This is a genomic window from Azohydromonas sp. (genome assembly GCF_035325925.1).
Classification (GTDB): Bacteria; Pseudomonadota; Gammaproteobacteria; order Burkholderiales; family Burkholderiaceae_C; genus Calidifontimicrobium.
Map to the genome: position 1 here is coordinate 1 of NZ_DAOKZA010000105.1, position 3,722 is coordinate 3,722.

Sequence of the window (3,722 nt, forward strand, 5' to 3'; positions counted from 1 at the left end):
CGCGAGGTCGGCTCGAGCCCCCACGCGCGGTCGAGCAGGTCCTCCTCGGACTCGTCCATCTCGCCGAGCGATGCGAAGCCTTCGCGCACGACGACGTGGCAGGTGGTGCAGGCGCAGCTCATCTCGCAGGCGTGCTCGATCGCGATGCCGTTGTCGAGCAACGCCTCGCACACCGAGGTGCCGGCCGGCGCCTCGATCACGTCGCCCTCGGGGCAGTATTCCTCGTGCGGGAGGACCTTGACTCTCGGCATTCAGACGTCCTCGATCTTGCGGCCGGCCAGCGCGGCGCGGATGCCGCGGTTCATGCGCATCGCGGCGAACGCCTCGGTGCCATGGGCGAGCGACTCGACCGCCGCGTCGATCGAGCGGTGGTCCTCGCTCGCGGCGACGGCCAGCGTGCGCGCGACCAGCGCGTCGATGTCGGCGCGTTCACCGTCGGTGAGCAGGTCGCCGTCGGCGGCCAGCGCCGAACGCGTGGCCAGCACCATGCGCTCGGCCTCGACGCGCGCCTCGCGCAGCGCGCGTGCCGCCACGTCCTCGTCGGCGCGCGCGAAGCCGTCGGCGAGCATGCGCGCGATCTCGTCGTCGCCGAGCCCGTAACTCGGCTTGACCGCGACCTTGGCCTCGACGCCCGAGGTCAGCTCGCGCGCCGACACCTGCAGCAGCCCGTCGGCGTCGACCTCGAAGGTCACGCGGATGCGCGCCGCGCCGGCGGCCATCGGCGGGATGCCGCGCAGCTCGAAGCGCGCCAGCGACCTGCAGTCGGCGACCAGCTCACGCTCGCCCTGCACGACGTGGATCGCCATCGCCGTCTGGCCGTCCTTGAACGTCGTGAAATCCTGCGCCTTGGCCACGGGAATCGTGCTGTTGCGCTCGACGATGCGCTCGACCAGCCCGCCCATCGTCTCGATGCCCAGCGACAGCGGGATCACGTCGAGCAGCAGGATCTCGCCGTCGGGCGCGTTGCCGGCGAGCTGGTTGGCCTGGATCGCGGCGCCGATCGCGACCACTTCGTCGGGGTTCAGGTCGACCAGCGGCTCGCGGCCGAAGAACTCGCCCACAGCCAACCGCACCTGCGGCATGCGCGTCGCGCCGCCGACCAGCACCACGCCCTGCACCTCGTCGCGTGGCAAACGTGCGTCGCGCAGCACGCGTCGCACCGCGGTCAGCGTGCGCTCGAGCAGCGGGCGGGTCGCGGCCTCGAACTGCGCGCGTGTGACCTCGACGTCGAGCGGCGCGCCGCCGAGCGTGCAGCGCAGCCGCGCCGCCTCCGCGCTGGACAGCGCCTCCTTCGCCGCGCGTGCGGCCACCAGCACCGAACGCTTGTCCTTCGCGCTCGCCGCCGTGCGCCCGGCCCGCGCGAGCGTCCAGGCGGCCAGCGCGGCGTCGAAGTCGTCGCCACCCAGCGCCGCGTCGCCGCCGGTGGCGACCACCTCGAACACGCCGCGCGTCAGGCGCAGCAGCGACACGTCGAAGGTGCCGCCGCCGAGGTCGAACACCGCATAAAGGCCCTCGCTGCCGTTGTCCAGCCCGTAGGCCACCGCCGCCGCGGTCGGCTCGTTGATCAGGCGCAGCACGTTCAGCCCGGCGAGCTTCGCGGCGTCCTTGGTCGCCTGGCGCTGTGCGTCGTCGAAGTACGCCGGCACGGTGATCACGGCACCGAACAGCTCGCTGTCGAAGGTGTCCTCGGCGCGCTGGCGCAGCGCGGCCAGGATCTCGGCCGACACCTCGACCGGCGTCTTCACGCCGTCGCGCGTGTCGATCGCGAGCATGCCCGGGCGGTCGACGAAGTGGTACGGCAGCCGGCCATGGTCGCCGATGTCGGCCAGCCGTCGGCCCATGAAACGCTTGACCGAAACGACGGTGTGCTCGGGATCGTCGGCCTGCGCGGCCAGCGCGTCGTGGCCGATCGCGCGGCGGCCGCCTTCGAGGTAGCGCACCGCCGACGGCAGGATCAGGCGGCCCTCGCCGTCGGGCAGGCACTCGGCGACGCCGTGGCGCACCGCGGCGACCAGCGAGTGCGTGGTGCCCAGGTCGATGCCCACGGCGATGCGCCGCTGGTGCGGGTCGGGGGCCTGCCCGGGCTCGGAGATCTGCAGCAGCGCCATGTGCCTATTGTCCCAGCGCCTCCAGGCGCCGGCCGATGTCGTCACGAAAGCGCGCGACGAACATGAGGGCTCTGACGGTGCGCGCCGCGGCGGCCATGTCGCCCTGCCCGTCGATCTGCTCGGCCAGGCGGGCGAGCATCTCGCGCTGCGCGCGCTCGACCTGCGCGTCGATCGTCTCGACCGCGGTCACGTCCCGCGCTTCGTCGAGCGCCTCGCGCCAGTCCATCTGCTGCATCAGGAAGTCCGCCGGCATCGCGGTGTTGTCGTGCAGACCCACCGGCACGCCGCGCAGCTCGCACAGGTAGGCGGCGCGCTGCAGCGGGTCGCGCAGCCGGCGATGCGCTTCGTTGACGCGCACCGCCCACTGCATCGCCAGGCGCTTCGCCGCCGCGCCGTCGGCGGCGAAGCGGTCGGGGTGCACCTGAGCCTGCAGCGCTCGCCAATGGTCGTCGAGCTCGCCGCGGTCGAGCGCGAAGCGCTGCGGCAGCGAGAACAGCGTGAAGTCGTCGTCGCCGAGCTTCATCGCCGCTGGCGGCCGTCGTACAGGCGCTTGTGCAGGAACACGCTCAGCCCGTTGTCGGGGTAGCCGCCGAACGCGCCGCGGCGCGTGTAGCCGGCACGCTCGTACAGACGCAGCGCCTCGTGCTGGTCGCGCCCGGTCTCGAGCAGCGCCAGTGCGATGCCGTCGTCGCGCAGACCGGCTTCGATCGCCGCGAGCAGGTGCGCGCCGATGCGCCGGCCGCGATGCGCCGGATCGACCATCATGCGTTTGACCTCGCCGTAGGCGACACCGTCGGTGGCCGGCTCGCCGGGCATGCGTCGCGCCGCGCCGCAACCGACCGCCGCACCGTCGATGCGCGCAACGAAGAAGCGCACCGCCGGCGCGAGCAACTCGTCGACCGACAGGATGTGGTTGTCCTCGGGCGCGTACAGGCTCGCAAGGTAGGCGTCCAGGCGCGCGAGCAGCGCGACCACGTCGGGCCCGTCGGGGCGTTCGGCGGCGATCACGAAGTCGGCGGGCATCACGCACGGCGGCGGGCGCGGCCGCGCGCCGCGCCCGCCGGGATCGCGATCGTCATACGCGGAACGACTCGCCGCAGCCGCAGCGGTCCTTCTCGCGCGGGTTGTGGAACTTGAAACCCTCGTTGAGCCCTTCGCGCACGAAGTCGAGCTCGGTGCCGTCGATGTAGGGCAGGCTCTTCGGGTCGACCAGCACCTTGACGCCGTGGCCCTCGAACACGTGGTCCTCGGCCGCGACCTCGTCGGCGTACTCGAGCTTGTAGGCCAGGCCCGAGCAGCCGGTGGTCTTCACGCCCAGGCGCACGCCCACCCCCTTGCCCCGCCGCGCGAGGTAGCGCGTGACGTGGCGCGCCGCGGCTTCGGTCAGCGTGACCGCCATGGTGCTCAGTGCGAGGCCGGCGACGTGGCGCCGTGCTTGGTGCGGTAGTCCTCGACCGCGGCCTTGATCGCGTCCTCGGCGAGGATCGAGCAGTGGATCTTCACCGGCGGCAGCGCGAGTTCCTCGGCGATCTGCGTGTTCTTGATCGTCATCGCCTCGTCGAGCGACTTGCCCTTGACCCACTCGGTGACCAGCGACGACGACGCGATCGCCGA

6 protein-coding genes are annotated in these 3,722 nt (G+C 72.5%); all 6 read right to left on the bottom strand.

Translation table 11 applies throughout. The features are described 5' to 3' along the window. Positions 1 to 251: 2Fe-2S iron-sulfur cluster-binding protein (locus PKC53_RS18800; RefSeq protein ID WP_324431426.1), on the bottom strand; the 251-nt coding region annotated here is incomplete at its 3' end. Next, positions 252 to 2,108, bottom strand: coding sequence for a Fe-S protein assembly chaperone HscA (gene hscA, locus PKC53_RS18805; RefSeq protein WP_324431428.1), 1,857 nt, complete (start codon positions 2,106 to 2,108; stop codon positions 252 to 254). It lies immediately after the preceding gene. Positions 2,109 to 2,112: 4 nt separating this feature from the next. Then, positions 2,113 to 2,631, bottom strand: coding sequence for a Fe-S protein assembly co-chaperone HscB (gene hscB, locus PKC53_RS18810; protein WP_324431430.1), 519 nt, complete (start codon positions 2,629 to 2,631; stop codon positions 2,113 to 2,115). Then, the gene (locus PKC53_RS18815; RefSeq protein ID WP_324431431.1) at positions 2,628 to 3,131 is read right to left on the bottom strand and encodes a GNAT family N-acetyltransferase; all 504 of its coding nucleotides are present in this window, start codon (positions 3,129 to 3,131) and stop codon (positions 2,628 to 2,630) included. The genes hscB and PKC53_RS18815 overlap by 4 nt, the downstream gene beginning before the upstream one ends. Positions 3,132 to 3,183: 52 nt before the next feature. Next, entirely contained in the window at positions 3,184 to 3,507 is a 324-nt protein-coding gene (gene iscA / locus PKC53_RS18820) for an iron-sulfur cluster assembly protein IscA (protein WP_324431433.1), read from the bottom strand. 5 nt (positions 3,508 to 3,512) lie between these two features. Beyond that, on the bottom strand, positions 3,513 to 3,722 hold a 210-nt coding region (locus tag PKC53_RS18825), incomplete at its 5' end, for an iron-sulfur cluster assembly scaffold protein (protein ID WP_324431435.1).

Bases quoted from the DNA above. Each gene is read 5' to 3' on its own strand.
- iscA (WP_324431433.1), bottom strand. From the start codon at position 3,507: ATGGCGGTCACGCTGACCGAAGCCGCGGCGCGCCACGTCACGCGCTAC.
- PKC53_RS18815 (WP_324431431.1), bottom strand. From the start codon at position 3,131: ATGCCCGCCGACTTCGTGATCGCCGCCGAACGCCCCGACGGGCCCGAC.
- hscB (WP_324431430.1), bottom strand. From the start codon at position 2,631: ATGAAGCTCGGCGACGACGACTTCACGCTGTTCTCGCTGCCGCAGCGC.
- hscA (WP_324431428.1), bottom strand. From the start codon at position 2,108: ATGGCGCTGCTGCAGATCTCCGAGCCCGGGCAGGCCCCCGACCCGCAC.